Source organism: Peribacillus sp. NPDC097198 (assembly GCF_044762055.1).
In the GTDB taxonomy this organism is placed as follows: domain Bacteria; phylum Bacillota; class Bacilli; order Bacillales; family DSM-1321; genus Peribacillus.
The window spans coordinates 212,591-237,821 of the sequence record NZ_JBIWDO010000005.1; the positions used below are offsets into that span (position 1 = coordinate 212,591).

The 25,231-nt window shown below is 42.0% G+C and carries 30 protein-coding genes and 1 pseudogene; 27 read left to right on the forward strand and 4 right to left on the reverse strand.

The genetic code is table 11. The annotated features are described in order from the left end of the window. The first annotated feature begins 70 nt into the window (after positions 1 to 70). A complete protein-coding gene (locus ACIQXQ_RS11035; RefSeq protein ID WP_402957363.1) occupies positions 71 to 1,609 on the forward strand; it encodes a collagen-like protein in 1,539 nt (512 codons plus the stop codon). 204 nt (positions 1,610 to 1,813) lie between these two features. Then, positions 1,814 to 2,575: an SDR family oxidoreductase gene (locus ACIQXQ_RS11040; protein WP_402957365.1), complete on the forward strand. Its 762-nt coding sequence runs from the start codon at positions 1,814 to 1,816 to the stop codon at positions 2,573 to 2,575. Between the two features lie 72 nt (positions 2,576 to 2,647). Here the strand turns inward: ACIQXQ_RS11040 and ACIQXQ_RS11045 are convergent, their stop codons facing one another. Continuing rightward, positions 2,648 to 3,397 (reverse strand): hypothetical protein, encoded by a 750-nt coding sequence (locus ACIQXQ_RS11045; protein WP_402957367.1) that lies wholly within the window; start codon positions 3,395 to 3,397, stop codon positions 2,648 to 2,650. Between the two features lie 326 nt (positions 3,398 to 3,723). Then, positions 3,724 to 4,107: a DUF302 domain-containing protein gene (locus ACIQXQ_RS11050; protein ID WP_402957369.1), complete on the reverse strand. Its 384-nt coding sequence runs from the start codon at positions 4,105 to 4,107 to the stop codon at positions 3,724 to 3,726. A 405-nt stretch (positions 4,108 to 4,512) separates the two neighbouring features. Between ACIQXQ_RS11050 and ssuD the strand changes: the two genes are divergently transcribed. From ssuD to ACIQXQ_RS11075, 5 genes are all read left to right on the forward strand, one after another. Further along, positions 4,513 to 5,559 (forward strand): FMNH2-dependent alkanesulfonate monooxygenase, encoded by a 1,047-nt coding sequence (gene ssuD, locus ACIQXQ_RS11055; RefSeq protein ID WP_402957371.1) that lies wholly within the window; start codon positions 4,513 to 4,515, stop codon positions 5,557 to 5,559. A gap of 28 nt (positions 5,560 to 5,587) precedes the next feature. Continuing rightward, positions 5,588 to 6,832 carry an ABC transporter substrate-binding protein gene (locus tag ACIQXQ_RS11060; protein WP_402957373.1) on the forward strand — a complete coding sequence of 415 codons (1,245 nt, stop codon included), beginning with the start codon at positions 5,588 to 5,590 and terminating at the stop codon, positions 6,830 to 6,832. Between the two features lie 70 nt (positions 6,833 to 6,902). Then, positions 6,903 to 7,778, forward strand: coding sequence for a carbohydrate ABC transporter permease (locus tag ACIQXQ_RS11065; RefSeq protein WP_402957677.1), 876 nt, complete (start codon positions 6,903 to 6,905; stop codon positions 7,776 to 7,778). 127 nt (positions 7,779 to 7,905) lie between these two features. Beyond that, a complete protein-coding gene (locus tag ACIQXQ_RS11070) occupies positions 7,906 to 8,604 on the forward strand; it encodes a carbohydrate ABC transporter permease (RefSeq protein WP_402957375.1) in 699 nt (232 codons plus the stop codon). A 22-nt stretch (positions 8,605 to 8,626) separates the two neighbouring features. Continuing rightward, on the forward strand, positions 8,627 to 9,526 hold the full coding sequence (locus ACIQXQ_RS11075; protein ID WP_402957377.1) for an aldo/keto reductase: 900 nt from the start codon (positions 8,627 to 8,629) through the stop codon (positions 9,524 to 9,526). A gap of 49 nt (positions 9,527 to 9,575) precedes the next feature. Here ACIQXQ_RS11075 and ACIQXQ_RS11080 read toward each other — a convergent pair whose 3' ends face one another. Beyond that, positions 9,576 to 9,902: a hypothetical protein gene (locus ACIQXQ_RS11080; protein WP_402874247.1), complete on the reverse strand. Its 327-nt coding sequence runs from the start codon at positions 9,900 to 9,902 to the stop codon at positions 9,576 to 9,578. Between the two features lie 290 nt (positions 9,903 to 10,192). On the opposite strand from ACIQXQ_RS11080, the gene ACIQXQ_RS11085 reads away from it, so the two are divergent. The 4 genes from ACIQXQ_RS11085 (at position 10,193) to ACIQXQ_RS11100 (ending at position 13,059) form a co-directional block, all read left to right on the forward strand. After that, complete coding sequence (locus ACIQXQ_RS11085; protein WP_402957379.1) at positions 10,193 to 10,966, forward strand: amino acid ABC transporter substrate-binding protein; 774 nt, start codon at positions 10,193 to 10,195, stop codon at positions 10,964 to 10,966. Between the two features lie 70 nt (positions 10,967 to 11,036). Then, complete coding sequence (locus tag ACIQXQ_RS11090) at positions 11,037 to 11,696, forward strand: amino acid ABC transporter permease (protein WP_402957381.1); 660 nt, start codon at positions 11,037 to 11,039, stop codon at positions 11,694 to 11,696. Positions 11,697 to 11,710: 14 nt separating this feature from the next. Continuing rightward, positions 11,711 to 12,457 carry an amino acid ABC transporter ATP-binding protein gene (locus ACIQXQ_RS11095; protein WP_402957679.1) on the forward strand — a complete coding sequence of 249 codons (747 nt, stop codon included), beginning with the start codon at positions 11,711 to 11,713 and terminating at the stop codon, positions 12,455 to 12,457. Positions 12,458 to 12,600: 143 nt separating this feature from the next. After that, the gene (locus tag ACIQXQ_RS11100) at positions 12,601 to 13,059 is read left to right on the forward strand and encodes a VOC family protein (protein ID WP_402957383.1); all 459 of its coding nucleotides are present in this window, start codon (positions 12,601 to 12,603) and stop codon (positions 13,057 to 13,059) included. 250 nt (positions 13,060 to 13,309) lie between these two features. Here the strand turns inward: ACIQXQ_RS11100 and ACIQXQ_RS11105 are convergent, their stop codons facing one another. Next, positions 13,310 to 14,671, reverse strand: coding sequence for a cytochrome P450 (locus ACIQXQ_RS11105; RefSeq protein WP_402957385.1), 1,362 nt, complete (start codon positions 14,669 to 14,671; stop codon positions 13,310 to 13,312). A 323-nt stretch (positions 14,672 to 14,994) separates the two neighbouring features. On the opposite strand from ACIQXQ_RS11105, the gene ACIQXQ_RS11110 reads away from it, so the two are divergent. The 16 genes and pseudogenes from ACIQXQ_RS11110 to ACIQXQ_RS11185 form a co-directional block, all read left to right on the forward strand. Continuing rightward, positions 14,995 to 15,459: a YwqH-like family protein gene (locus tag ACIQXQ_RS11110; RefSeq protein WP_402957387.1), complete on the forward strand. Its 465-nt coding sequence runs from the start codon at positions 14,995 to 14,997 to the stop codon at positions 15,457 to 15,459. After that, a complete protein-coding gene (locus ACIQXQ_RS11115; protein WP_402957389.1) occupies positions 15,460 to 15,747 on the forward strand; it encodes a YwqI/YxiC family protein in 288 nt (95 codons plus the stop codon). It begins immediately after the preceding gene. Next, complete coding sequence (locus tag ACIQXQ_RS11120) at positions 15,744 to 17,729, forward strand: T7SS effector LXG polymorphic toxin (protein ID WP_402957391.1); 1,986 nt, start codon at positions 15,744 to 15,746, stop codon at positions 17,727 to 17,729. Before ACIQXQ_RS11115 ends, ACIQXQ_RS11120 begins: the two co-directional genes overlap by 4 nt. Before the next feature lie 6 nt (positions 17,730 to 17,735). Then, the gene (locus ACIQXQ_RS11125; protein ID WP_402876146.1) at positions 17,736 to 18,224 is read left to right on the forward strand and encodes an antitoxin YezG family protein; all 489 of its coding nucleotides are present in this window, start codon (positions 17,736 to 17,738) and stop codon (positions 18,222 to 18,224) included. A 199-nt stretch (positions 18,225 to 18,423) separates the two neighbouring features. After that, positions 18,424 to 18,999, forward strand: coding sequence for a DNA/RNA non-specific endonuclease (locus ACIQXQ_RS11130; RefSeq protein WP_402957394.1), 576 nt, complete (start codon positions 18,424 to 18,426; stop codon positions 18,997 to 18,999). Positions 19,000 to 19,004: 5 nt separating this feature from the next. Further along, positions 19,005 to 19,487, forward strand: a complete 483-nt coding sequence (locus ACIQXQ_RS11135; RefSeq protein WP_402957396.1) for an antitoxin YezG family protein — start codon at positions 19,005 to 19,007, stop codon at positions 19,485 to 19,487. 486 nt (positions 19,488 to 19,973) lie between these two features. Continuing rightward, positions 19,974 to 20,453, forward strand: coding sequence for a hypothetical protein (locus ACIQXQ_RS11140; RefSeq protein ID WP_402957398.1), 480 nt, complete (start codon positions 19,974 to 19,976; stop codon positions 20,451 to 20,453). 52 nt (positions 20,454 to 20,505) lie between these two features. Next, positions 20,506 to 20,751, forward strand: coding sequence for a YwqJ-related putative deaminase (locus ACIQXQ_RS11145; RefSeq protein ID WP_402957400.1), 246 nt, complete (start codon positions 20,506 to 20,508; stop codon positions 20,749 to 20,751). Next, the gene (locus ACIQXQ_RS11150) at positions 20,741 to 21,184 is read left to right on the forward strand and encodes a toxin-antitoxin system YwqK family antitoxin (RefSeq protein WP_402957402.1); all 444 of its coding nucleotides are present in this window, start codon (positions 20,741 to 20,743) and stop codon (positions 21,182 to 21,184) included. The genes ACIQXQ_RS11145 and ACIQXQ_RS11150 overlap by 11 nt, the downstream gene beginning before the upstream one ends. A gap of 8 nt (positions 21,185 to 21,192) precedes the next feature. After that, a complete protein-coding gene (locus ACIQXQ_RS11155) occupies positions 21,193 to 21,876 on the forward strand; it encodes an endonuclease V (RefSeq protein ID WP_402957404.1) in 684 nt (227 codons plus the stop codon). A gap of 104 nt (positions 21,877 to 21,980) precedes the next feature. Continuing rightward, on the forward strand, positions 21,981 to 22,718 hold the full coding sequence (locus tag ACIQXQ_RS11160; RefSeq protein WP_402957406.1) for a deaminase domain-containing protein: 738 nt from the start codon (positions 21,981 to 21,983) through the stop codon (positions 22,716 to 22,718). 26 nt (positions 22,719 to 22,744) lie between these two features. Next, positions 22,745 to 23,101 carry an Imm3 family immunity protein gene (locus ACIQXQ_RS11165; RefSeq protein WP_402957408.1) on the forward strand — a complete coding sequence of 119 codons (357 nt, stop codon included), beginning with the start codon at positions 22,745 to 22,747 and terminating at the stop codon, positions 23,099 to 23,101. 79 nt (positions 23,102 to 23,180) lie between these two features. Then, entirely contained in the window at positions 23,181 to 23,324 is a 144-nt protein-coding gene (locus ACIQXQ_RS11170; protein ID WP_483878346.1) for an SMI1/KNR4 family protein, read from the forward strand. A 274-nt stretch (positions 23,325 to 23,598) separates the two neighbouring features. Beyond that, positions 23,599 to 24,342, forward strand: a complete 744-nt coding sequence (locus ACIQXQ_RS11175; protein WP_402957410.1) for an HNH endonuclease — start codon at positions 23,599 to 23,601, stop codon at positions 24,340 to 24,342. Positions 24,343 to 24,347: 5 nt separating this feature from the next. Continuing rightward, positions 24,348 to 24,833 (forward strand): DUF6985 domain-containing protein, encoded by a 486-nt coding sequence (locus tag ACIQXQ_RS11180; RefSeq protein WP_402957412.1) that lies wholly within the window; start codon positions 24,348 to 24,350, stop codon positions 24,831 to 24,833. A 69-nt stretch (positions 24,834 to 24,902) separates the two neighbouring features. Next, positions 24,903 to 25,117: pseudogene (locus ACIQXQ_RS11185) on the forward strand (SMI1/KNR4 family protein); the annotation flags it as partial. Between the last annotated feature and the right edge of the window lie 114 nt (positions 25,118 to 25,231).

Below are 25,231 nucleotides of genomic sequence, written 5' to 3' on the forward strand. Positions count from 1 at the left end.
AGAGTTTGTCCAATCCAATTGATTTCTCCACTCATAAGATAGTGAGAAACTATTAAAGGAGTGAAGAATATTGAGTAAATGTAGTAAATGTGGACATGAAAATTGTCGTTGCAAATCAAAGAAGTGCAAGGATTGTGGGCACAAAAAATGCCGGTGCGAAGGAAAATCAAAACAAAGTATCAAACAAAATGTAAAAGTTAGTGTTTCTGCAGGAGTAGGGGCAACAGGAGCCACGGGAGCAACAGGAGCAACAGGAGCAACAGGAGCAACAGGAGCAACAGGAGCAACAGGGGCCACGGGAGCAACAGGGGCCACGGGAGCAACAGGGGCCACGGGAGCAACAGGGGCCACGGGAGCAACAGGGGCAACCGGGGCAACAGGAGCAACCGGAGCAACCGGAGCAACAGGGGCAACCGGAGCAACCGGAGCAACAGGAGCAACAGGAGCAACCGGAGCAACGGGAGCAACCGGAGCAACAGGGGCCACGGGAGCAACAGGAGCAACAGGAGCAACAGGAGCAACCGGAGCAACGGGAGCAACAGGGGCAACCGGAGCAACAGGAGCAACAGGAGCAACAGGGGCAACAGGAGCAACAGGAGCAACGGGAGCAACGGGAGCAACAGGAGCAACCGGAGCAACAGGGGCCACGGGAGCAACAGGAGCAACCGGAGCAACAGGAGCAACAGGGGCAACAGGAGCAACAGGAGCAACCGGAGCAACAGGAGCAACCGGAGCCACGGGAGCAACCGGAGCCACGGGAGCAACAGGGGCCACGGGAGCAACAGGAGCAACCGGAGCGACAGGAGCAACCGGAGCAACGGGAGCAACGGGAGCAACGGGAGCAACGGGAGCCACGGGAGCAACCGGGGCAACCGGAGCCACGGGAGCAACGGGAGCCACCGGGGCAACAGGAGCGACAGGGGCAACAGGAGCGACAGGAGCCACCGGGGAGACAGGAGCAACAGGGGCCACGGGAGCAACAGGAGCGACAGGGGCAACAGGAGCCACCGGGGCAACCGGAGCAACGGGAGCAACAGGAGCAACCGGGGCAACCGGAGCGACAGGAGCGACAGGGGCAACAGGAGCCACCGGGGCAACAGGAGCCACGGGAGCAACCGGAGCAACAGGGGCAACCGGAGCGACAGGAGCAGGAGCCACCGGGGCAACAGGAGCGACAGGGGCAACAGGAACGATACCTGGCTTCGCTTTTATTTATGACACAACAGCTCAAACTCTTGCTGGAAATGATTCAGTGACGTTTAACACTAACGGAAGCATCGTACCTGCAGGGTTCGTTGATCATACTGAGGGGGACGCAGAGATCACGATTTCGCAAGCAGGCACGTACCTCATCACGTATGAAGTAAATCCACAACAAGGTACGTCAGCATTCGCCTTATTCGCTGGAGATGATCAAATAGCAGGTTCCAATTATGGCAGTGGATCTGGTAACCAAACGTATAGCGGACAAGTTATCGTGACATTGCCTGCGGGCACCGTTCTTACTTTACGTAATATTGACGGGGGTACTTCACTGAATAATACGATAAGCGGTCCGGCATCTGCAGCTGTCCTAAGTGCATCCATCGTGATTGAACAGCTGGCATAAAATCAGACCTTAGAAAAAAATTCTATTCTTTTTGAGGAACTGGAGACAGTTCCCTTTTTTTACATAGGAGAAAATTGTTTGGTGGTTACCCAGAGGTACGGTACATGAAAAGCAGGAGGGTTGGAAAAGCTATCAACGCATTCAGTTGGTTAAAAAACGTTTCCACTATTACTGTGAAACGAATCCTTAATAGGAGGGATAAATATGAAACTTCAAGATAAAGTAGCCGTGGTAACAGGTGCAGCATCGGGTATGGGGAAAGCGATTGCGGAATTGTATGCTAAAGAAGGCGCCAAAGTCATTCTCGCAGACCTTGATATGGATGGTGCGAAAAAGGTCGCAGATGCCATCGAAAGTAATGGCGGAACGGCTAAAGCGATAAAAGTAAATGTTGGGGAACAAGCAGATATTGATCATATGATCGATACGGCCGTATCTGAATACGGCACATTAGATATCCTGGTCAATAACGCAGGGATCATGGATGGTTTCGAACCAGCGGGTGATATCGATGATGATAAGTGGGATAGAATCTTTAACATCAACACAAAAGGGGTCATGCGTGCCACCCGTAAGGCCTTGCCGATCTTCTTGGAAAAAGGACAAGGTGTCATCGTCAATACGGCTTCTACAGGTGGACTGAACGGGGCGCATGCCGGCGCTGCATATACGGCTTCAAAGCATGCAGTGGTCGGATTCACAAAAAATACAGGCTTTATGTATGCCAATAAAGGGATTCGCTGTAATGCCATCGCACCCGGAGCCGTTATGACCAATATTACGGCCGGCATGAAAAATCTGAATGAATTTGGTTCAAGCCGTACGAAGATCCCACAATCTGTCATCCCTCGTGCAGGTCAATCTGAAGAAATTGCAAAAGTGGCCCTATTCCTGGGTTCAGACGACTCAAGCTTCGTAAATGGCACAGTCATAACCGCAGATGCAGGCTGGACCGCAGCTTTTTAGTTGGGGTTATAAAGATCATACAAAGAAGGCCGCCTATTGGCGGCCTTCTTAATCAAGATACAAAAAGTGTATTTATTTAAAGGTAACCAGCCAATTAAGCGTGTTGTCGCCAAAATCAGTTAGCGTATAAACAAACTTTTGTTTTTGCCACTTTGCAAGGCTGCCTGTATCGTTTGCATCGATATGCAATTGCCCATATTTCTTAGGAACAGGCATCATATGCGTTTCCAAAAATTCTACAGTTTCCTTCGCTGTCGCTAAGCTTTCTTCTGACTTTTCTGTTGTGGAACGGGCTATAATGGCCCAGCGTCCTTCATTCCAACTTGTAAATAATGAACCTGCTCCTGCATCCTGATACCCCGTTATGCCATGCCCTAAATCAACAGCTTCACCATCTGAGAAAACGGTTTGATCGATTTCTTCACTTGCTGCTTTTTCCGTTTCATATCGAGTAATGACCAACTTGCCAACTAATTGCCCCGTTTCTTTTATCTTTGGATCGTTGATCTCTAGTTGTTTGTCTGTGTTATAAAATGTAAAAGTCGCTTTATTCTGAGTTGAAGACGCGATAGCCGTTACATGTTTTCCTTTGGTCACAGGGAAATCTGTTGGTAGCTTAATGCCCCAGTCACTTGGAATGATACTTTGGAAATCGGCTTTTTCAGCTTTGCTATCACTTGCTACATTCTTATTTGGTTTATCCACTTCTTTTGTTTCTGTCTTTACCTCTTCCGTTTGCTCCTTATCTGTTTCAACATCTACCGTTTGTTCAGGATTTTGCGTTTGTACCGCCTCTTTCTCTTCATTTCCGCAAGCAGTCATCATCACCATCATGAAGGTTAAAACGAATAGATATTTCAGCGTAATCCCTCTTTTCTTTTTTTGTTATCTTCCTAACTATATTTATGATAAAAATTTCCATTGTTCAGGGGAGCCGTCTCCAACTAACCGGTTTGATAACCGTCAAAACTCAAACTAATAAAAATAAACGTTCAGTGTTAATGTCTGAAATCCAAAATGAAAAGCAGTTGTAACTGGTGAACAGCAGCAAGAGAGGGTTAGCTGATCCACATAGTTCGATGATTGGAAATGAAAACTATTTGTTTTTCTTTCCGTCTTTTGATGTATATGGACATTTTATCAAAGGCTTAAATGCTGCGATCGATACAACCAATTAACCGTTTTTCAATATCCAGGGCGAATGCTTTCATATCATCATTCTGAAGCATTTCAATCAAGGATGAAGGTTTTGGCATTCCCACTTTTATGACATGATTATCTTCATAAACCACGATTTTGCATGGCAAGAAATACCCAGCTAGCAGATTTTTCGAAAGGATATGTTGAGCTTCTTTCGGATTACATACTTCTAACACCGTATATGGAGTATTAAACTCCATGCCTTTTTCCTGAAGCTTTGCCGTTAAATTAAAATTCCACAATACTCCGAACCCTTCACTTTTTAAATTTTTCTCTAATGAGGCAATGGTTTGTTCTAAGCTTTTCTCTGTTGAAACCGTATAATCGAACATCATTCACCCTCCGTTTCTTAATGAAAAAATAGTAGTTTTAGAATTGTACATTCATTTATGGTATTCCCTATAGCGAAAATCATAAACGGAGAGATAGTCAGCTCCATTTAACTATTCATGAGGGGCATCTATGATTGTTGCTCTTTCTTCTAATGTTAAAGGATTGATACTCCTGTCAAGAATTTATCTTCACCAAACCTTCTCCCGGGCATTAAATAACAGGGAGATGCCTAATTGAAAAAAGGTTTGACACAGTGGGACAATCCGACTATACTAGCTAGTAATTATAAAACACAGTAAACAAATAAGAATAATTAGCTGATTGGAAAACCAAAGGCATCGTCTCATATTATTATATGGGCGATTTGCGTTTGGTTTTTTTTATTTTAAAAGGGGGATATAGGCATGGAGGTTTTTTGGTTTTTACCGACGGCGGGAGAAGGCAGGTATTTGGGTACGGAGCATGGTAAGCGTGAGGTCACGTTTGATTATATTGAGCAGGTGGCAAAGGCTGTCGACACGCTCGGATTTGACGGTGCACTGCTGCCTACGGGGGTTGCTTGTGAAGATTCATGGGTGATCGCGTCGAGTCTTGTCCCATTGACGAAACGGATGAAATTCCTGGTTGCGGTCCGCCCAGGATTCGTCGCTCCGCCCGTTGCTGCGCGGATGGCGGCAACTCTTAATAAAATTTCGGGAGGACGCCTCCTGCTGAATATCGTACAGGGTGGGGACCCCAAGGAATTGGCCGGGGACGGTCTCCATTTGACTCATGATGAACGCTATGAAATGAGCGGCGAGTTTTTATCTATATGGAATCAATTATTTAAGCAGGAATCCGTAACCTTTAAAGGGAATTATTTTAATATTGAGAATAGTCAACTCCATCCTTCCACTCCAAAGCAATCTCCGGCCTTATACATTGGCGGGACATCAGCTTCTGCTTATGAAGTGGCGGCGAAGCATGTCGATCATTATCTGACATGGGGTGAACCGGTCGATGTGGTCAAAACAAGAATCGACACGGTAAGGGAGTTGGCGAAACAACAAGGGCGAGAGGTGAAGTTTGGCATAAGGCTTCATGTGATCGTCAGGGAGACGGAGGAGGAAGCGTGGGCCGCAGCGGATGAACTAATCAAGTATGTAGATCAACATACAATTGATGAAATGAGAAAGAAGATGGCTGGCTTCGATTCCAATGCGCAGAACAGGATGAGCGATATCTCGTACAAAAACAGGGATTCGCTTGAAATCAGTCCTGGACTTTGGGCAGGAATCGGTTTGGCCCGGGAAGGGGCAGGAACGGCTTTGGTGGGAAATCCCGACCAAGTGGCTAGCAATATGAAAAAGTACCAGGAAGCGGGTGTAGACACTTTCATTCTATCTGGTTATCCACACCTGGAAGAATCATATAGGGTTGCGGAATTGCTTTTTCCAAAATTAAAGGATTGAAAAGAGAAGAAAGATAGGGGGGAATCACATGAAAAGAAAGTTTTCGGTTTTATTTATATGTATGATGATGGCGGTCCTTGTCATCGGATGTTCTTCGAAAAGCTCTACAGACGACGGCGGGAAAACGACAATCAGCTTCATCCACTGGCGTGGGGAAGACAACAAGGCCTTCAAGGAGCAAATTTCTAAATTCGAAAAAGAAAACCCGGATATCAAAGTCAATATGACGGTATACCCGTCCGAGGAATACCAATCTACTGCCCAGACCATCCTGAAGGACGGCTCGACAGGGGATGTCTTCACGGCGTTCCCGGGATCGCAATTTGAGATTCTGAAGAAAGCCGATCTATTCACGGATCTTAGCGGTGAAGAGTTTGTTGGGAAATTCAATGAAAGTCTGATTGAAGCCGGACAGGATGACGGGAAGCAATTGGCGCTTCCGCTTCAGCTTGTCTTCAACCAGCCCGTTTACAATGTCGGCCTTTTTGAAAAATTGGGACTAGAACCTGCCAAGGACTGGGATGGCTTCCTTGCCCTATGCGAAAAGTTGAAAAAGGCGGGCTACCTGCCCATCGCTTTCCCAGGAGCCGATATTGGCCCAGGTCAGCTGATCAACTCGATGGTCATGAACAATGCGCCGGACGAAGAAGTTTTCACAAAATTAGTTAATGGCGAGAATGAGCTGACTGAAGAATGGTGGGTCAAAACCCTGTCGCAATTTAAGGAGCTAGTTGATAAAGGATACATTTCAAAAGACTCCTTAAGCGTGAAGCATGACGGTGCCATTGCCTTGGTGGCACAGGAAAAAGCGGCGATGCTGGGGACTGGGTCCTTCGCGATGGCGAACATCCAGGCACTCAATCCGGATATCAAGCTGAAGATGCTGGCACCGATTACGGTTTCAGAGGATGAGGCAAAATTCGAAGGCGTCCATACGACAACCTTCATGCTGGCGGTGAACAGCAAATCGAAGAAACAAGAAGCAGCCAAGAAGTTCATCGACTTCTTAACAGAGCCTGAAAACGCGTCGGCCTATGCCAATGAAACGGGCCAGCTTTTAACACTGAACGATGTCGAGTATGAGTCCGATATTCTGAAGGATTCAACGGAATGGATGGATAAAAATACAAGATTCCAGCCGAGATATACCATCACCAACGCGAACGTGGAAAAAGCCGTCCTGTCTTCCATCCAGGCAGTCATCGGCGGCACGGAACCGGATAAAGCGGCAAGTGACGCCCAGAAAATCGTCAAACAAAATATCGATGAATGAAAAGCGTACGGAGGGAGAAGATCTTTCTCTCTCTCTTTCTTTTGTCTGTTAGGGGAGGTTGTGCATCGTGCTGAAGAAGAATAAACGATTGTTCCTGTTTATTGCACCAGGTTTACTTATGTATCTCATCTTTTTCATCTATCCTACGCTTAGCGCCCTTTTCTATTCCTTCACAAACTGGGATGGCATCACACCCGATTATCAGTTCGTCGGGTTCGATAACTATGTGAAGCTAGTGACCGAGGACAGCATTTTTGCGAAGGCCTTTACGAATAACATCAAGTTCATGCTGTTCGTCGTGATTTTCCAGACGATCCTGTCGCTGTTGTTCGCCTTATTTTTGATCAAAAACACGAAGGCCAATGTGTTTCTCCGGGCGTTATACTTTTTCCCGACGATTCTTTCCTCGGTATCGGTCGCGTTCATCTGGACCTTCATTTATGACCCGAACATGGGGTTATTATCAAGCCTGCTTTCTGGCCTGAACCTCGAGTCTCTTTCACAGAATTGGCTGGGAGATGAGGATATCGCCATCTTCTCGATTGCAGCCGTTCAAGTTTGGTTCCATACGGGGCAGATGCTGATCATCTTCGTCGCCGGACTTCAGGCGATTCCAAGCGAATTGTATGAGGTGGCAAAAATTGAAGGGGCCAACCGCTGGCAGACGTTCCTTACTGTCACCTGGCCGCTTGTCGCACCGGCAGCGACCATCGTCATTGCCTATACGACGATTCAGTCGTTCAAGGCGTTCGACTTGATCTTCGCGATGACCAAAGGGGGGCCAAACTACTCGACGGAAATTCTGGCAACCTTCATCTATACCACGGCGTTTCGTAGCTTCAAGTTCGGTTACGCTTCAGCTGAATCGGTCCTGTTCATGATTCTGATGGCAGTTATTACATATATACAATTCAAAGCCTTACGGGCCGATCGAGTAAACTATTAGGGGGGAGACCGCAGCTATGAAACTTTCAAAAACGGTACTGATGCTTCTCTATGCGTCATTGATCATCATTCCGATCCTGACGATCTTCCTGTCGACGTTCAAGCCAATGTCTGAAATGTACAGCAATGTGCTGGGGTTGCCGGAATCCTTTCAGTTCGATAATTATGTCAATGTGTTCATCGACCAGTCGATGGGAACCTACTTTAAGAACAGCTTGACCGTCACGTTGGTATCCGTCATCCTGACCTTGTTTTTTGCCAGCCTGATTGCCTTTTCAATTGTGAGGATGGGTGGCTGGGCCGGTGGACTATTGTTCAGTTTCTTCGCACTCGGAATGATGGTACCCGCCCAAACGAACATGATTCCGCTTTATCAGCTCATGTATGATTTAGGATTGACGAACAGCCTTGTCGGGTTGATGATTGTCAATATAGCGGTGACGATGCCAGTCGGGGTGTTCATCCTGACCGGATTCATGAAGTCCCTGCCGAAGACGATATTCGAGGCAGCCATCATGGACGGTGCTGGCAACTGGCAGATGTATACCCGCATTGTCTTGCCACTATCCCTGCCGTCCTTATCGGCAACGGCGATCTTCCTGTTCGTGATGCACTGGAACGATCTCTTATATCCGCTTCTGTTCATCACACAAGACGAGTTCAAGACCCTGCCGCTTGCCTTACTGGAATTCCAGGGTGAATACATGACGAATTATCCGCTTCTGTTTACGGGAGTCATCATTGCTTCAGCGCCAATGGTCATTATCTATGTATTTTTGCAAAAGTACTTCATCGCCGGCATGACGGCCGGAGCGGTGAAAGGCTAATAAATAGGAAGAGGTGTCGGTTATGGAACGAGTTACTCTGCAAGAAGGATTGTCTTTTTCAAGGATCGTCCACGGGCACTGGAGGGCGGCGGACTGGAATAAGTCCACACAGGAATTCTTAACTCTGACCGAGCAATGTCTCGAGTTGGGAATCACTACCTTCGATAACGCGAATATTTACGGTGATTACACATGCGAAGGGCTTTTCGGCAAGGTGCTGAAAGTGAAACCCGACCTTCGGGACCGAATGGAAATCGTGACGAAGTGCGGCATTAAGCTCGCCAATGGCAAAAATGGCTTCTCGCTCAATCACTATGATTCAAGCAAGGAGCATATCATCGAATCGGCCGAGCGATCCTTAAAGGAACTGAACACGGACTATATTGATGTCCTCTTGTTGCACCGCCCGGATGTGCTCCTTGATCCCGATGAAGTAGCGGAAGCCTTTACACTTTTGAAAAAACAAGGGAAAGTCAGGCATTTTGGCGTATCCAACTATCTTCCATCACAAGTGAACATGCTTCAGGCATCCTTGGACATGCCGCTTGTGACGAACCAGGTAGAGCTTTCCGTCATGTACCGAGACAACTTCGAGAATGGCGTACTGGACCAGTGCATCGAGAAGAAGATGCCGCCAATGGCCTGGTCGCCGCTCAATCAGGGACTTATCTTCACCAGTGAAACGGAAAAGGCAATCCGGGTGCGAGACGCGCTGAAGAAAACCGCGGCTGAGATCGGGGCGAACGATATTGACGAAGTCATGTACGCATGGTTGATGAAGCATCCGGCTGGTATCATGCCAATCGTGGGATCCGGACGGATTGAACGCATTCAATCAGCGGTTAATAGCCTATCGCTTAAGCTCGACAGGCAGCAATGGTATGAAATCTGGGTCAGCTCTCGTGGCCGGGATGTGGATTGATACAAAAAAAAGGCAGGCGCCTCAATCGGTGCCTGCCTTTTTATTATGGTTAAAATCTGGTCATCAAGAACCAAGTGCCGATAGCCACAACGACAATGGCTAGTAATAATAACCCGTAGCCGAGTGGAGCGGATTTAAACTGTTTAAGATTTCCTTTATATAAAGATATCTGGTTGATCGTTCCAGCCGGGTCACACTTGATGAATAAGGTTCTGGCCTCTTCCGATTCTTTCATATAGTATCTCAAATACTTCTTATCATCCGTCAACGTAACCTCTATGTCTTTGTAACCCAACGATTCTAGAAAAGAAAGGAGATACTGCTTATTATACGGCTTGTTTTTAAATTCTTTCACGATTATTTCGCGTCTGTTCATGCTCACTCTTCTCCTATCTAGCTCAATCAAAATACGTATTGAATATATACCCAAGAATAATAGTAAAACTCTTGTTGCTGTTTTTCCATACTTTTTGCAAGAAGTTTGAAATTTTGAGTGTGAAGGTACAAAGAAGTCAGGCAGGAGTGGGGGAATGGTCTTGGTTTCGAGGAGGGACTAACATCCTAAAAAATTCCGTTGACAATCAGTTTTAGTGTATGTTAACTTTAGTACATTAGTAAACTAAAGCGTGGGAAAACAACAATCAGCCAAAGGTGGTTTTTTTTGAAATGAAACGTTCAAGTATATTCATATTAACGATAATAGCAATGTTTTCACTTCTTGCAGCCTGTTCCTCCAATTCCGAGGAAAAAGAAGACAAGCTGGTGATTGGAATCGATGATAAATTTGCCCCGATGGGATTCCGTGATGAGGATAATGAAATTACTGGTTTTGACATCGATTATGCCAAAGCCGCCACTGAAAAAATGGGTGTAGAAGCTGAATTTCAACCAATTGACTGGAAAACGAAAGAATCCGAGTTAAGTAGTGGACGTATCGACCTTATCTGGAACGGGTACACCATTACGGATGAGCGTAAGGAAAAGGTCCTTTTCACAAAACCTTACTTGGAAAATGCACAGGTGGTCGTGACGCTTGAAGATTCCAAGTTGACTAAGCTTGATGATTTAGCAGGTAAAGTCGTCGGTCTTCAATCGCTTTCTTCCGCATCAGATGCATTGAATGCTAATCCGATTAAATCCGAGGTCAAGACGATCACGGAATACTCCGATAACGTCTTGGCCCTAAGTGACCTGAAGGCTGGCCGTTTGGATGCCGTAGTCATTGATGAAGTGGTCATCGATTATTATATGTCCAAAGAAGAAGCTACATTCAAGGTACTGGATGAATCACTTGCTCCGGAGCAATATGGAGTAGGCGTGAAAAAAGGAAAGGAAGATCTTCTGAAAGACCTTCAAAAAGCACTGGATGAAATGAACGAAGATGGCACTGCCGCCAAAATCTCTGAGAAATGGTTTGGCGAAAATAAGGTATTAAAATAAGAACGAACAAATATTAGGCAAACAGGATTTCCTTTTGGGAACCCTGTTTTGTTTTTGGGGGAATCGATTCATGTCTATAGATTATCTTACTTCCATACTGAAGCCCATGCTAGAAGGGGCCCAAATAACGGTCCTCTTGTTTTTGATTGCCATTGTCGTTTCCATTCCACTGGGCTTCCTGCTAACCCTTCTTGTCAGGAGTAAATTCAAGCCTGTCGCCTGGATTGCTGAGGGTTACATATATTTGATGCGCGGTACGCCGCTATTGCTACAATTGTTATTTATCTGCTTTGGATTGCCGATGCTGCCCGTAATTGGTGAATACATGGTGTTGGATCGTTTCGTTGCGGCTTGTTTAGGTTTCATCTTGAACTACGCAGCTTATTACGCCGAAATCTTCCGCGGCGGTCTGTTGGCAGTTGAAAAAGGTCAATATGAAGCCGCCCAAGTGCTTGGATTGAATAAATGGCAAACGATGAGAAAAATCATCCTGCCGCAAATGTTCCGTGTCGCACTTCCTGCGGTCTCGAATGAATCGGTCACACTGGTCAAAGATACCGCGTTGCTCTATGCCGTGGCTGTACCGGAATTGCTACACTTTGCCCAGACTGCGGTGAACCGTGACTTTACGATCGTTCCGTTCTTCTTGGCAGGAATCATTTATCTGTTGATTACACTCGTATTAACGATGTTCTTTAAATGGCTCGAAAAACGATACAAAATCGAATAGAAGGAGTGGTGAATGTGGCTATCCTTGAAGTGTCCAACCTCAAAAAGTCATATGGTAAGCTAGATGTACTAAAACGGATAACATTGGATGTGAATAAGAACGATGTAGTCGCCGTGATCGGTCCTTCGGGATCCGGGAAAAGCACGATGCTCCGCAGCCTCGTCCATCTTGAAGAAATAAATGGTGGCAGCATTGCTGTCTCCGGCGAATATATGGTGAAGGATGGGGTTTACTCGAATCCGAAAGAACTCAAGCAAATCACCTCCAAAATGGGGATGGTGTTCCAGCATTTCAACCTGTTCCCGCACTTAACGGTCAAAGAAAATCTTGAAATCGCTCCAAAAATGGCCAAAAAGGAATCTTATGACGTCATCCAGCAACGAAGCACCGAGTTATTGGGGAAAGTGGGGCTCTCGAATCGATCATCGGCACTTCCGGCCCAGCTTTCCGGTGGTCAAAAACAAAGGGTAGCGATTGCCCGGGCTCTGATGATGAATCCTGAAATCCTGCTGTTCGACGAACCGACTTCCGCCTTGGATCCGGAATTGACAGGCGAAGTGTTGAAAGTAATGAAGGACCTGGCTGAAGAGCACATGACGATGGTCGTCGTCACACATGAAATGGAATTCGCCAAAGAAGTGGCCAATCGGGTCATCTTCATGGACAATGGGGAAATCATCGAATCCGGACACCCGGACGACGTCTTGACGAACCCACAGCATGACCGGACGAAAGCCTTCCTTAAACGCAGTTTTAAATAATTCATAGTATCGATCAGGGGCGTTTCCAATGGGGAACGCCTTTTTCATGAACAATTTGTCCATCTTTCACATGCGATTATGCAGGATTTCTTATTTTTGAGTCGAATGAAACACGGGACAAACATAATAAGGAGCTTTTGCCGATGATCAAAGGGTTATATGAAGCACATTTACCCGTTCGAGATTTAAATCGTTCCATTGAATTTTATGAAGGACTTGGGTTGGAGTTCGACCATAGAGTCGAAGATAGCTTGGCTTTCTTATGGATCGAAAAGGATAAAAGCTGGTTGGGATTATGGGAAACCGAAAAGGTGGAAGTGGAGTATCATCCTTCCATAAGGCATATCGCTTTTAAGGTATCCTTAGAAGGATTAAAGGAATCGGTTGCTTGGCTGAAGAATAAGGGATACGAGCCAAGGGAGGCTTTTGGGTTTGAACCCATCGAACCTTTTGTGATGCCTCATAAAGATTATGCTCATGCCAAAATCCATTTCAATGATCCGGATGGAAACAGCCTGGAGTTTATTTGTAAGATAGGCAATCCCCAAGGAATTATGAAGCGAATGTACCTAAGTGAATGGGAACGGCTAAATTTGAAATAGAAGTACCCCATTCTTTAGTGACGGAAATCATTTTTTGCACATTTCTACATTTTATCTTCCCATCTCGGACTTTTATCTTCGGTTTCTACGATTTATCTACGCAAACCGAACTTTTATCTGTGGATATCGGCAATATATCGATTTTTCGACAAAAAACGATCAACCAGAAGTGTCCTCATATAAGGAGCAGTCCAAACAAAAGGTCATATCAACGACAATGGTATCCAACTGTCGTTGACATGACCTTTCCTTATCCATTATTTCTTTCCTCCACTATCATCCTCAATCCACTCTTTGGTCTGAGTGTAAGCAAGGGCAGGGGTTTTACTTCATGATGGTCAGGTGCGAGCTTGATACGATATTGTTGGGCAATGCAGGCCAGGACCAGCACGGCTTCCATCAAAGCAAAGTGATTGCCGATGCACACCCTCGGCCCTCCGCCGAATGGAAAGTAAGCGAACGGGGGAATCGTTTTCAAATAGTTGTTTTCAAAACGCTCAGGAATAAAGGATTCGGGTTGATCGAAATATTCTGGCTTATGATGCATGACATAGGAACTTAACAAAAACATATCGCCTTTTTTGAAATGGTAGTTTCCGAGTGACACATCTTCCGCAGCTTTCCGTGATAGGACGTAGAGGGGTGGATAGATGCGAAGCGATTCCCAGATAATATTCTGAGTGTATGTTAATTTCATGAAATCATCAGGAGTGGGGGTGCGGTTTCCGATTACGGTATCTATTTCATGGAAAAGCTTAGCTTCCACTTCAGGATTCTGCGATAGTAAGTAGAGTGTCCAGGAAAGTAAGGTAGCGGTCGTATCGTGACCGGCAAGGAAGATCGTCATTACTTCATCGCGTACTTGCTGATCTGACATCCCTAAACCATCCACTTCATCTCGGGCTTCCATCAGGATTCCCAACATATCTTCATGACTCTTTGCATCTTCTCTACGTCCTTCAATTATGTTATATATCACGGTATCCAGTCGTTCGAGCACCTTTTTATATTCCCGGTTGCTTTTTGTTGGAATCCATAGAGGCAATTGAAAGAGATTCCTCATTCTTTTGACAGCAACCTTCATCACTTCATCTATCGGCTCCCCAATCAGGTTATATCCATCTTTGAGTTCCGTGCTGAACATGGTCTTGCTGACTATACCAAGAGCAAGGCTCATCGTGTCCTCGGTGATTATTCTTTCTTCCCCGTTTTTCCAGGTTGAGATATATTCCTTGGTTATATCAATCATATCTTGTGCGTAATTGCTAATATGGGTCTTTTTGAAAGATGGTTGAATAAGCCTTCTCTGGCGCATGTGAAAATCTTTATCACTCGTAATGAGCCCTTCTCCAATGAGCGGCTTTAAGCTATCGAAGTCTTTTGATTTCAAAAACGACTTTTGTTTGGTTACAAGGATTTGTTTAATTAAATCCGGATCTGAAATGAGGTAAACGTTTTGGAAAGGCCCCAACCGAAGTTTTGCAACGTCCCCATATTCTTTAGCTAGCCGTGTAAGAAAACCAATTGTGTCTGATTGAAACTCCTTTGTATGACCAGTTATTATTTTCCCTTTTGGGCCAGTGGGAGAATCATGAGCATCTTTATCCAACAATGATTTGTTTCATTCCTTTCTATATAAGTAGTTATAATCATTCTATGTGGATTGCGCATATTGGTTTGGACAAGTATGCGAGAGGGCTAGCGTTTTTTACATATTAATAGAAGGAAAACCGTTAAAAATCGCGATCATAGGCTCTTCATTCCTTTTTTTAAACTCTAATTGTTTAATATTGGTAAAATAAGGGTAAAAAGACTGGAACTTGAAATGAAATGAGTGCATCCATTTTCCTAACGGGAGCTATAAATAGCATACTTATCCCTATTTATCTCTCGGACTATATTCCTTATAATAAGAAAATATGAAAAATATGACAAATGGTAAAGCCGTTAACGAATGATGAGGTGATCCTGTTGGGACTTGTAGATGTAATAAGCGATTATAGCTCGGCATTTTCTAGTGGAATAGCTAATTTGGAAGAGCAAATTAGCCGATTAAAGCAGGCGAAAACACAAATCAAAAATGAACAGGAAGCAAGCCTGGTGGAAATTAAAGAAATAAAAAAACCCGAGTTAGGAAAAAGTTGGACTGGTAATCGTGCAACGGATTTTAACGAGTCAAGAAGTGGTGCATACAAGGTCATGCTGACAATCGTTCAGGATGAGTATGATGACTATCAAGCGAAAATTGAACAGAAAATCACCTTCCTGGAGATTCAAAAAGCTGCGATGGCGGCCGCCGAAAAAGCTGCCCGTGAAGCGAGCGAACTGTTGAGTAAAGGGGAAGAATTCCTTGACCAAGTGGAAAGTAAAGTATCGGATTTAAAGAAGTGGGTGTTTTAAATGACGACAATTAAACTGAATCATGCAGTCGTGACAAAACAAGTAAGCCAGGTAAAAACGGCCGTGGATGGGACGACAATCGGAGCACTGCCGGCCGACCAGCTCGGCAATAACGATCTGAGCTTCACATCGAAATGGGAAGAACGGGAGACCAATCTGGAAAAGACCTTCAATCAATACCTGACGATCGTCAAAAAGAACCTGGAAGACACCCGGGCGAACGTGGATTTACTGAAAGAGCAGGATGAAGCCATCACCCATGCTGCACAGGGGTATCAGCCATTATGACAATATTCGAAGCCAAACCTCTGAAGTCAGCAGTCAAGTCACGGGCCAAGCAATATGAAGACCTATTGGGGCAAGTAGAGACACTGAAAAAGGAATTTCAGGGAATCGTCGATTTGGATGAAGAGCTGGCCGGAGCCGGGGCGACGGCTATCAAGAACTTTTATCGAGCACAAGTAGAGGTGGCCAATGCCTGGATCGAATTATTCACGACCCAAATCAGCTTTCTGAAAGGCATTCCGGCCATATTGGAAGACGCCGACCTATCCGGTGAAACCGTGGTCGAGGTGCCGTTTTTAGAGGGGGAAGTGACCCACGGTCTCTCCAACGCCAAATCGATGGTGAACCAGCAGTCCACCGATCTCCAAAAGATTTTCCAGAACATTGATGATATCCTCTCACTACAGGTGTTCGACCAAGGCGATTTCCATGAGAAGATGGAAAAGGCCGAAAAAGAAAAGAACGATACCATCAAGAAGGTGCACGAAGTAGATAATAAATTAGTAGAAGAATACCAAGTGACCGAAGCCCAGGAAAGTGTGGCCATTAGCCTTTTCCAAGCCTTACTTGAAGCCACCAGTCAGGATGGCACCGTTTCCCCGATGAACTTCAACCAAAGTGCCTTTCAAGCGAGTCAAGCTTATCAAGTGAAGGATGAAGTGGCCGAGAATATGCAAGGATACCGGGACTTCAAGAAGCAAGAAGAGGAAGCGCGGAAACTCGAACAGGAAATGGAAGAACTCGAGAACCGCCCATGGTATGAAAAAGCCTGGGACACGACAAAAACCTTTACAGGGGAAATCACGGGGTATTATGATTCAGTAAGAGCGACAACGGGAGTCGATCCCGTAACAGGCCGTAAACTTTCCGAAGCTGAACGAATCGCCGCGGGCGCGATGGCCGCGGCCGGATTCATCCCCATTGTCGGCTGGGCTGGGCGTGCGATCAAGGGTGGAAGTGCCGTCTACAAAACCGTGAAGGGACTCAACGCTGCAGACCATGCATTGGATGCCTATAAATCAAGTAAAGGGCTGGATGTCCTCAAGCAAACCGAATACGGATTGTATGGATTAACCGCCGCCAACGGCCTCGGCGAAGCCGTGACCGGCAAGGACATGTTTGGAAACGAACTCACGGATGAACAGCGCCAAAACAGCCTGATGAACGCCCTTGGTATCGCCGGAGTTGCGGGGGCAGCCAAGGTCGTGGACAAAATGGCAAACGGGACAAAGTTCATCCCCTACAGCAAGGAATTTGTGCAAAACCAAGTCCAGAAAGCCCAAGGATCAATCAAGGATATGGGCAAGGCCCTCGGGAAAGTGGAAGTGCCAACAGGAGTTAAGGTTAGGACAGTAGCAGATACGACTGGAAATACTTATAAATCTATTGATGTGGATAAGATGCCGATAAAGGATCTTGCGCAGAAGATTACTGCGAAGAGTGAAGGTAGTAAGGGTGCGGGTAATATTGGTAAGATAACTGAAATAAAAGAGAAGGATCTTGGGAAGCAAATTATCAAAGGGAAAAATGGAAGGAAAGAACTTGCGCCCAACGTACGCTATGTTACAGAGGATGGTTATAAATATACAACAGATGAAATTGGTAGAATAGTAGATGTTGAGGCAGAAGGATTGATACTTCAAAAAGGTACACGAAATCCGGGAATGCAAGTGGCAGCAGGCCGGGAAGATAGGTTAATGGATGATGATGGTGGGCACTTGATTGGAACCCAATTTCATGGCTCTGGGGATATTGACAATTTAGTAGCTCAAAATAGACAAATTAATCGCTCGGGTGGAGAGTGGTATAAAATGGAGAATGAGTGGGCAACTGCTTTGAAAGAAATTCCACCGAAAAAAGTATCTGTAAAAATTGAGCCAATTTATTCAGGAGAGTCACTAAGACCAAGTTACTTTGAGATATTATATGAAATTGAAGGAAAAGGGATATTTGAGAAAACGATTAGAAATAGTGCTGGGAGTTGATTGAAAGTGGAAAAAGAAATGAATAAATTATATAGAGAAATAGCAGAAACAGTTAATGAAATGATTCCAGAAGAATGGGATAAATTTTATTTTTATTCACAGATATCAGAAACCGGTGGAGGAACTTATTTTTTTTATAATACTCCTGAAAATAAAGAATTTTTTAATTATAGTGTGGAAATTCCATTTAACTATTCTATTGATAAAGAAGAATTCAAAAAGAATAAACGAAAGCTGTTTGAGTTGTGCGATGAACTAAGGAATATCTTTAAAAATAATCAGCAAGAGCTTTGGTACTCTTTTACAATGTCTCTTGAGAATAGTGGGAAATTTAAAATGCATTATGATTATACAAATTGGTTCGATACTGAATATAGTTTTAGTGACCAAATGATTATTTGGAAAAATAAATACTTAGATGAGGTGCCAAATGATGAAAATTATAAAGCATTAATCGAGAAGTACCATAATGAATTTCCAGATAATCCGATTTAATTAGAGAAGGATAGTAATACATCAGGAAGAGAAATGGCGGAATTCAAAAAAGAAATTAATTGCAAGAAAATTAGCTTGAGATGATAAATGCTTATACTATCGATTCAAACAGGCATACAATTAATTGAAATTGTATGCCTGTTTAGAGTTAGGGAAGTACCGGATACGAAATACTTACAAACATATCTCGGTTGATAAGATGCCGATAAAGGATCTTGCGCAGAAGATTACGGCGAAGGGTGAAGGTAGTAAGGGGTCGTTAGTACCTGTTAAAGGACCCCAAGAAATTATAAAAGTGAAATATGGACAGCATTATACAAGAGATAAAATGAAGAAAGTACTAAAACCGAATGTTGAATATACATCACCTGGAGGTCACGTATATAAAACGGACGAAAAAGGACGGATATCAAGTGTCGAAGGTTCGCTTGACTTAGGCAGTGGTAAACGTAATAAGTATGCGCAACGCATTGCTGGAAGAGAAGATCGTTTACCTGATGATCAAGGGGGACACTTGATAGCTAGTATATTCAAAGGATCAGGACAACTAGATAACCTTGTCCCTATGAATGCAAATCTAAATATGGGAGAATGGAAGAAGCTTGAAAGTTCTTGGGCTAAAGCTTTAGATAGTAATCCTCCGAAAACAGTTGAGGTAAAAATAAGCCCTGTTTATAAAGACGACTCGATGCGTCCAATAAGCTTTAAAATAAATTATAGAATTGATAATAGTCGTTGGGAGAGAAGGGCATTTGAGAATAGACCAGGAGGTTAAAAAGAATGAATGAATTAAATCTTAATAGTATTTATCAAAAAATTGCCCAAACTATTAATGAGACTATACCAGAGAAATGGTCAAAAGTATTAATGTATGGTGAAATAGGCGAAGGAACGGGCACGGCTTTCTTTTTTTATTATCCTATTAATAATGAAAATCCTTGTTATAGTCATGATATACCGGAAATATATAATGTTTCTGAAGAGGAATATGATAAACTTTGGTATCAATTATTAGATGAATTAAAAGAATTACTTGCAGAGTTTAAAAAAAATAATCAAGATCTATGGACCAATTTAACATTTACTTTAGATAGTACAGGGAAGTTTAAGATTGACTATGATTATGAAGATTTATCTGAAGCAGATGATCATGAAAGAAGAATCATTTGGGAATATAATCGTTTGAATCTTTTACCTGAGTCTGAATATGATAAGAGTATTTTAGAAGAATATCTAAGAAAGAAAAGTGAAGATGTAGAGTAATGCTTTTCAATAATTAGGTTATATATGAGACTGTTCCAAGGGGAAATTAAGTAGGAATTGAATAAATAATGAAGGGCAGAAACGTTGTTTTTTTAACAGCATTTCTGCCCTTTAATTTTGGGGTTAATTTACTTTGATAAGTACTTATGAGACAGCACCTTTTTAAATGGAAATGAAATATATGAATTTAAATATTTTTTAAAGCAAAAGAAGAATGCTGGCCGCTACCGGCATCAGTCGACTAAAGGGGCTCAACGCTGCGGACCATGCGCTGGTTGTCTATAAATCGACAAAAGTCATGGACATCCTCAAGCAAACCGAATACCGTCTATACGGACTAACCGCCGCCAACGGCAAAGACATGGAAATAATCCAAACCCTAAAAAAGAGGAAGTAATAAATTATATGATTGAATTAGATAAGAAATATGGTGATAGTTTTAATTCACCAGTGACAAGGTGAGAATGGAGTGGGGAGAGAAAATTAATGATATTATATTTTTTAGAACCAGAAGTATCAGGTGGTCATGGTGAACATACCATTTATGGATCACAAGCGGATATTGCGTCAGAGGGTATATCAGGAAAGGTAAAATATTTACACTATGAGTTTGAAGGATGGCTAGGCGATGACCTGTTAGAGTCAACACCAGCATTTATTGTTTCAAGTAAACTAGAAAAAGAATTAGAAAATAGTGATTTGAGAGATTACAAATTAGAAAAGTGTTTAATTACAAAGTCTGACGAATTTAAAGAAATGTATCCAAATAAAGAACTGCCTACATTCAGTAGATTTATTCCGCTAGGCAAAATTGAAGTAGAAGGAGAGAACTTCAAAAATTGGTCAGGAAATTCTTTCTGTTTATCACCAAAAGGTGAGTTAGTTGTTACTCAAGAAGCAATGGATTTTTTAAAGAAAAAAGTTTCATTAGAGAATTGTTATATTACACCACTAACAAAGGAATAAAGATGGATTAATCCCCAATTTACACCCTGTAATTCAGTTAAGATATGATTCCATGCCAAAAGAGGTTATGGATTCGTATAACTTTACAGGTGCGGGCTCACATGCTGAAGTAATTGCTTTGAACGCTGCGTTAAAAGCAAACCCTAATGCTAATTTAAATAATTTTACGGTTAATGTAATACGTACTGGTCAAAGTAAAATAAAGCCGGCTGGAACAATGTTTCCAAGGTGTCCTCACTGTGCTTATCTTACAGATGGATTTGAATTTATTACGGAGGTACCTAAAAATGTCAAATGAAATCTTATCGAAAGAATATATAATAAAAAATGGAGTTGAGTTTGAAGAATATTTAGGATATGGAGGACCCTATGATTTGGGAATAGTAGAGTATTCTCAAGAAGGGGAAGAAAAGTTATATACTGGATTGGCTTATGACTTATATGAAAATGGAAATATAGAAAGTTATCTTTTTGTGAAAGAAGGAGTAAAACAAGGAATGAATGTTTCGTTTTACCCAAGTGGGAATGTGAAAAGAATAGGAAATATGAATAAAGGTGCTACAGAAGGATACCAAGTTGAATATTTTGAGAATAATGTAAAAAAATATGAATCTGAATGTTTTGCTGGGCGTGAAATGACTTTTACAAAGTACGATGAAAATGGTAATATCATAGCGCAAAAAATGAAACCGAACGAATCGGATATATTGTATGCTACAAAATTCAAGTAGGGTGTCAAATGAATAATCGACTCGAAGAAAAATTAAATACGATCCAAAATAATTTAAAAACAAATATCTGTTTGGAAAATAAATTTCAATTAGATGAAATAAACCAAGTGGCAGGAGTAGATATAGCCTATTGGTCAAATAATAATGTAGATTATGGTGTATGTTGTATTTGTGTATTAGATTATTCTTCGAAAGAAATCATTGAGCAAGTTGAGTATGTAGGGGAAGTTGAATTTCCTTATATCTCAGGTTATTTAGCTTTTAGAGAATTACCTTTAATTTTAAAGGCTGTTAAAAAATTAAAAAATAGTCCGGATATGTATATGTTTGATGGGAACGGTTATTTGCATAGTCGTCATATGGGGATTGCTACACAAGCATCATTTGATTTAGGAAAGCCAACGATAGGGATTGCAAAGACGTATTTGAAAATAGGAAATGTCGATTATACGATGCCAGAAAATGTAGCGGGGGCATATACAGATATTATCATTAATGATGAAGTGTACGGACGTACTTTGAGAACCAGAGTGGATGTTAAGCCAATCTTTGTCTCATGTGGGAATTGGATAGATATAGATACAGCTACTAAAATTACCATGAATTTTGTTAAAAAAGACAGCCGTCTACCTATTACTATCAGATATGCAGATTTAGCCACACATGAAGCAAGAAGAAACTACCAAAAGTAAATAAAAATGAAACCTTGATTGGAATACCTTTCAAGGTTCTTTTGCGCCTGATGAACGCCCTTGGTATCGCCGGAGTGGCCGGGGCAGCCAAGGTCGCAGACAAAATGGCAAACGGGACAAAGTTCATCCCCTACAGCAAGGAATTTGTGCAAAACCAAGTCCAGAAAGCCCAAGACTCGATCAAGGATATGGGCAAGGCCCTCGGGAAAGTGGAAGTGCCAACTGGAGTTAAGGTTAGGACAGTAGCCGATACGACTGGAAATACTTACAAAAATATCTCGGTTGATAAGACGACGATAAAGGATCTTGCGCAGAAGGTTACTGCGAAGGGTGACGGTAGTAAGGGTACGGGGAAAGTGTATCCAACGAGACAAATCGATTCAGTAGCAGAAGCACACATAGTTGATAGAGTGAAAGAGTTAAGAGGGAATTTACCAAGTAAATATAAGAAATCAGGTAATTTTGCATTAGCAGAAGTGAATGTTAGTGGAATAAATAAATCTGAATTTTATGCTCAGAGTAGGATAAATAATCTAAAAGGAAATCTTGAGGATAAGGTACCTGATATATCTTTACAACCTGAAAATCCGATGTTTAAAGCTACAAAAGCAGTGGGGAAAGATGGGGAAAGTTATTTAAGGGATACTGATACGGAGTATAAGATACTAAATGATATTGCTTCTAGGCTTGGAGAAAATACTCAAGCTACTGGAAAAATTAAATTATTCACAGAATTAGATACCTGTGACAGTTGCTGTAGAGTTATAGCAGATTTTTCTGCTAAATATAAAAATATCAGTTTGGAAATTGTGCACAATGACGGTAACCGGATTATAAATTAAAATGTTGGAACGGAGGAGTTAGAAAAATGAAAGATTGGGAGTATAATGAATTGTTTGAGGCAATTCAGGAAACATATGAAGAATTACTAGAAGAAGATAGAGGATATAGGTATGCTATCGCAAAACTAGCAGAAGAATTTGATAATTTAGGTATGATTGAAGATGTTATTGTGGATACTGCTATTGGAGAAATTGCAATTAAACATGATAAGGTCTTTGTTGGACGAATTGAGGGAATAACTAGAAGGTTGAGTACTTTTAATCATTTAAACGTAGACGATGAATTAACTAAAGAAGAACTTAATGATTTATCGAACCGAATAAAAAAAGTAATAGATGGTCTTAGAAATGTAGAAGTTGACTATAATTCATCCGCAGAATAGTGAACAAGGACCAAGTGTTTTAAACATTTTTTATGGTATTGACGATATGTATGATAATTGGGCAGATTTTATAGATATAATGGATGAAAGGTTACCATTAGGATTTATTCCAATTGGAGATGATCCATCAGGAAATGTTATATGTTTAGGGACAAAGGATCCTTACTATGATAGGATTTATTTTTGGGATCATGAGCATGATCAGAAAAACCTGATGATATGAGTAATATGTATTTTTTAGCAGATGATATCGATGCATTCTTGGATAACTTATACAGGACCCTGAAGAATAAGAGCAATATTAGAAATGAATTTACATTATATAGTTTACTATAAAACACTTGATGGTCATGTAGACAACAGGTGTTTTTTGTTTTATGAGAAATTTTTATAGAAGAAAAACTTGAATGTAGCTTTCTTAAAATCAGCGCCAAAACAGCCTGATGAACGCCCTTGGTATAGCCGGAGTTGCGGGGGCAGCTAAGGTCGCAGACAAAATGGCCAGCGGAACAAAACTCATCCCCTACAGCAAGGAATTTGTGCAAAACCAAGTCCAGAAAGCCCAAGGATCAATCAAGGATATGGGCAAGGCCCTCGGGAAAGTGGAAGTGCCAACAGGAGTTAAGGTTAGGACAGTAGCGGATACGACTGGAAATACTTACAAATCTATTGGTGTGGATAAGACGACGATAAAGGATCTTGCGCAGAAGATAACGGCGAAGGGTGAAGGTAGTAAGGGTACTGGTAATAATAGGCAGATAGACTATACAAGAGGTTTTGACGTAGAGCCTAAATATAGCTCTTATGAACAAAGGGTAAAAACTACCCCCATTAATAAAGGTGAATGGAGTAACGAACGAGCAGAATCATTATTTATCTCTGATAAGACCGGTGAAATTAAAAAATATCTTGATGAAGCTGGTGTCGATGGAGTTGATTACAAAAACGGAATGCCAGACTTTTCTCCATTTTCCAAAGGTGAAATTAAATTAGAAAACATGACTAATGATAGAAAATCAAACTTTTCGACTGCTGACGAAGAATTGGCTAAAAAGTGGAGTACACCAGATCAAAAATGGACAGCAGAAGATATAGCTGATTGGCGAGAAGATAATAAATATACTTGGCATGAACTTAATGACTTGGAAACAATACAATTGGTACCAAGTAAAATCAATAGTGTTTTTAAACATTTGGGTGGAGTTGGCGAATATAATATAAAAGTTAAGTTAGGAGAGTAATTAGAATGACAATGATTAATGATGATTTATTTGGAAAGCTTGAATATAAAAACAACTTTTGGAGAGGAAAAACAACTATTAGAATGTTTGATTTGGAAAAAGAAATACTTTTAAGTGTTGATGCACATGAAAATGCTGATTTTTTAAATGTACAGCGAGAAGCATTTCTTAACTTTATTCAAGATATGAAAAACATAATAAATGAGGCAGAAGAGCAAGTATATGATTACTATAGTGAGAACTATGAAGAGTATAGAGAGATGTTAGGTAATAAATCAGAAGCAGACAATTTTGCTCCGAGAATTGATTCTATCTCAGGTTTAAAAAGATTAGTGAAGCCAACTGAATTAATTGTAAGAAGAGAAAGGAAGAATGGGAAAAGAAGACTAGGTTTGCTTTGCGATGTCTCTTGGGATAGTGAAAATGGATTGGGAATAAAAATTGAAGATGAAATTGTAGAAGAAGTAGGTTATCAAGATATTGTACTATAACTTACCAAATATAATTGATGTTAAGATTGACCTTGAATGGCGAACAGCTCATTCAAGGTTTTTTTTAGGGAATGTTATGAAGAGTTTGGGGAAGATATGTTTCCAAACAGTTTAATAATAGGAGATGATCCGGGTTCAGGTTTAATTGTACTCATTACAGAGGCTGAAAACCATGGTGTATATTATTGGGATCACTCTTTTTATTTTCCACAATCTAGTGAAGAAGAAAATACTAAATAGCTGATAGCTTTAAAAATTTTATTAATAGATTGAAAAATCCTTAATCACTAACTTCTGAGTATTGCACTTAAGGGATTAAGAAATATACGATATGGTATATAGTGACACACGAAATAAGAGAAGTATTACAATAACGTAATTGTCAGATAATAATGGTA

Excerpts from the sequence above, each read along its gene's own strand:
- ACIQXQ_RS11075 (WP_402957377.1), top strand. The coding sequence starts at position 8,627 with ATGGAACGAGTTACTCTGCAAGAAGGATTGTCTTTTTCAAGGATCGTC.
- ACIQXQ_RS11040 (WP_402957365.1), top strand. The coding sequence starts at position 1,814 with ATGAAACTTCAAGATAAAGTAGCCGTGGTAACAGGTGCAGCATCGGGT.
- ACIQXQ_RS11160 (WP_402957406.1), top strand. The coding sequence starts at position 21,981 with ATGGCAAACGGGACAAAGTTCATCCCCTACAGCAAGGAATTTGTGCAA.
- ACIQXQ_RS11135 (WP_402957396.1), top strand. The coding sequence starts at position 19,005 with ATGAATGAATTAAATCTTAATAGTATTTATCAAAAAATTGCCCAAACT.
- ACIQXQ_RS11045 (WP_402957367.1), bottom strand. The coding sequence starts at position 3,397 with ATGACTGCTTGCGGAAATGAAGAGAAAGAGGCGGTACAAACGCAAAAT.
- ACIQXQ_RS11110 (WP_402957387.1), top strand. The coding sequence starts at position 14,995 with ATGGTAAAGCCGTTAACGAATGATGAGGTGATCCTGTTGGGACTTGTA.
- ACIQXQ_RS11130 (WP_402957394.1), top strand. The coding sequence starts at position 18,424 with ATGCCGATAAAGGATCTTGCGCAGAAGATTACGGCGAAGGGTGAAGGT.
- ACIQXQ_RS11100 (WP_402957383.1), top strand. The coding sequence starts at position 12,601 with ATGATCAAAGGGTTATATGAAGCACATTTACCCGTTCGAGATTTAAAT.
- ACIQXQ_RS11090 (WP_402957381.1), top strand. The coding sequence starts at position 11,037 with ATGTCTATAGATTATCTTACTTCCATACTGAAGCCCATGCTAGAAGGG.
- ACIQXQ_RS11165 (WP_402957408.1), top strand. The coding sequence starts at position 22,745 with ATGAAAGATTGGGAGTATAATGAATTGTTTGAGGCAATTCAGGAAACA.
- ACIQXQ_RS11050 (WP_402957369.1), bottom strand. The coding sequence starts at position 4,107 with ATGTTCGATTATACGGTTTCAACAGAGAAAAGCTTAGAACAAACCATT.
- ACIQXQ_RS11060 (WP_402957373.1), top strand. The coding sequence starts at position 5,588 with ATGAAAAGAAAGTTTTCGGTTTTATTTATATGTATGATGATGGCGGTC.
- ACIQXQ_RS11150 (WP_402957402.1), top strand. The coding sequence starts at position 20,741 with ATGTCAAATGAAATCTTATCGAAAGAATATATAATAAAAAATGGAGTT.
- ACIQXQ_RS11085 (WP_402957379.1), top strand. The coding sequence starts at position 10,193 with ATGAAACGTTCAAGTATATTCATATTAACGATAATAGCAATGTTTTCA.
- ACIQXQ_RS11180 (WP_402957412.1), top strand. The coding sequence starts at position 24,348 with ATGACAATGATTAATGATGATTTATTTGGAAAGCTTGAATATAAAAAC.
- ACIQXQ_RS11115 (WP_402957389.1), top strand. The coding sequence starts at position 15,460 with ATGACGACAATTAAACTGAATCATGCAGTCGTGACAAAACAAGTAAGC.
- ACIQXQ_RS11120 (WP_402957391.1), top strand. The coding sequence starts at position 15,744 with ATGACAATATTCGAAGCCAAACCTCTGAAGTCAGCAGTCAAGTCACGG.
- ssuD (WP_402957371.1), top strand. The coding sequence starts at position 4,513 with ATGGAGGTTTTTTGGTTTTTACCGACGGCGGGAGAAGGCAGGTATTTG.
- ACIQXQ_RS11170 (WP_483878346.1), top strand. The coding sequence starts at position 23,181 with ATGGATGAAAGGTTACCATTAGGATTTATTCCAATTGGAGATGATCCA.
- ACIQXQ_RS11080 (WP_402874247.1), bottom strand. The coding sequence starts at position 9,902 with ATGAACAGACGCGAAATAATCGTGAAAGAATTTAAAAACAAGCCGTAT.
- ACIQXQ_RS11155 (WP_402957404.1), top strand. The coding sequence starts at position 21,193 with ATGAATAATCGACTCGAAGAAAAATTAAATACGATCCAAAATAATTTA.
- ACIQXQ_RS11140 (WP_402957398.1), top strand. The coding sequence starts at position 19,974 with ATGATATTATATTTTTTAGAACCAGAAGTATCAGGTGGTCATGGTGAA.
- ACIQXQ_RS11145 (WP_402957400.1), top strand. The coding sequence starts at position 20,506 with ATGCCAAAAGAGGTTATGGATTCGTATAACTTTACAGGTGCGGGCTCA.
- ACIQXQ_RS11175 (WP_402957410.1), top strand. The coding sequence starts at position 23,599 with ATGGCCAGCGGAACAAAACTCATCCCCTACAGCAAGGAATTTGTGCAA.